Here is a 2,082-nt window from a genome sequence, read left to right on the forward strand (position 1 = left end):
CACGTGCAGAAACATCTACCTTAGTGGGCATAAACTGTTTTAGATTGTTGACCCCCCGCACATATTCTTGACCATAGAATAAATCGGCATTTCTGTTATTGAGCAGCTCTATGTACGCCCCTAATTTAGTCGATGCCATATCCAATCCCCCTGAAGGCATCTTTCAGCATGGACTGTGAGAGTTCTTCTGAAGCCATCAGCAGACGCATTTCATCCTGAATTCGAGCCATTTCTTTTTCGTAGTCAATGTCCAGATCATGGTCAATAAATTCGATATATTTGCTTGGGGCCAAGGACCAGTCCTTATCCTCGATGGAAACATCTTCCGGGTTGACCTTGTCTTTCTTCAGCACTTTGACCGACTTACAGAATTCCGGCACATCCTGATAAAGCGTTGTGTCCACGGACTGCCAGCTACTATAGACGCGCTTAACTTCTGCAATTTGCTCATCGGTCAGAACCGTCTTCTTCTTTTTCTTGCCCTTGTCGATGACAATTTCCTCAACGTTGCCGTCCCACCGGCGCAAATCCATAAAGAGCACTTCACCGCTGCGGTCACGAACCTGTCTGCCGTTCACGGTTCCAGCCTTTTTGTTCATGTTTACAATCCAGAGGGTTACGGAAATATCGGTGGAATAGAACATATCGCGCGGAAGAACGATAATTGCTTCCACTTTATCATTCTGAAGCAGTCGTTTCCGGTTCTCATATTCATCGGGATCGTTTAATGCTCCGTTAGCCAGCAGGAAACCTGCAATACCGTGGTTTACATCCAGCTTGGAAATCATGTGAAGAATCCAGGCATAGTTGGCATTGGAAGTGCGGGGAACTGTGTAGCCATGCCAACGCGGATCATCCGTCAGCTCGTCTTCGCCACGCCAGCCTTTGAGGTTAAAAGGCGGGTTTGCCATGATGTAATCGAACTTTCGATCTTTGTGAAGGTCATTTGTAAACGTCGAATCGTTCTTTTCTCCCAAGTTATGAGAGATACCGCGAATAGCCAGGTTCATTTTGCAGAGTCGCCATGTATCCGGGTTGCTTTCCTGACCAATGACAGAAATATTTGCTCTGTTGCCCTGATGACGTTCCACAAATTTATGCGATTGCACGAACATGCCTCCAGAACCACAGCAGGGATCATAAACCGTCCCGCTGAACGGTTCAATCATTTCTGCAATCAGCTTCACCACGCAGGCCGGTGTATAAAACTCGCCATCTTTGGTTCCACTTGCCGCATACACCTGCAGAAAATACTCATATACGCGGCCAATCAAGTCTTCTTCATGAAAGCGAGATTCGGAGATTTTATTTACTTCATCGATCAGTGCCTTGATTTTCTCCTTAGGTGCGCCCAGGGTGGCATAAAGATTCTGTGCGAGAGCGCCTTTCAGCGAAGGATTATCTGCCTCAATATCAGACATCGCCTGATCCAGGATCACAGCAATTTCATTTGATCCCGCATTTTTGACGATGTAAGACCAACGTGCAGTTTCCTTTAAATAGAACACGTTCACCGCATTGTAAAATGAATGCTTCTCCAAAAACACGGGAATATCACCGTACTGTTCTTTGATTTCTGCACGGCGCTTTTCAAATTTATCTCCGGCAAATTTCAAAAATGCCAGTCCAATCACGGCATCCCTGTTCTTCTCCGTACTGCCAACACCACGCAAGGCCACGCGGCAGTTCCACAGAACTGTTTCCAAAGTTACCTCTTTATCTTTTTTAGTGGCCTTAGCCATAGTCTAATACCTCATTTCAACTTATTATAACAACCCAGTATAATTGTACCCTAGATGAGCGCGACCGTCAACAAAGGGAATCAATCGCAAACAATTCTAAAATCATACCATTTCACTAGTAATACCGGCTTGAATTAAAGACCGACCGCCATCATAGCAGTTGGTCTTTAATTAAGAAGTGGTCCCTATTCAAGCATTTGAAAATACTTCAGTGCTTCCACAATCGCTGCTGCTTTTTCCGGCGGACACTGCGGCACTTTAGCATTTTCCTTCTTCGACACATTATAGTTCTGCCCTACATCCAGCCCGCACTTGCGCTTTATCTGTGAGATGTAGAGGG

At 45.6% G+C, this 2,082-nt stretch carries 1 protein-coding gene and 1 pseudogene; both read right to left on the reverse strand.

The window, feature by feature from the left end; all coding sequences use genetic code 11:
• Window positions 1-125: 125 nt before the first annotated feature.
• Window positions 126-1,742: an N-6 DNA methylase gene (locus AB5H98_RS13270; protein ID WP_367926359.1), complete on the reverse strand. Its 1,617-nt coding sequence runs from the start codon at window positions 1,740-1,742 to the stop codon at window positions 126-128.
• 185 nt (window positions 1,743-1,927) lie between these two features.
• Window positions 1,928-2,082: pseudogene (locus AB5H98_RS13275) on the reverse strand (23S rRNA (uracil(1939)-C(5))-methyltransferase RlmD); the annotation flags it as partial.

This window comes from uncultured Ruthenibacterium sp., assembly GCF_963558415.1.
Classification (GTDB): domain Bacteria; phylum Bacillota; class Clostridia; order Oscillospirales; family Ruminococcaceae; genus Ruthenibacterium.

What these genes read in the sequence shown, in the direction of transcription:
- AB5H98_RS13270 (WP_367926359.1), bottom strand. Translation starts at nt 1,742, where the DNA reads ATGGCTAAGGCCACTAAAAAAGATAAAGAGGTAACTTTGGAAACAGTT.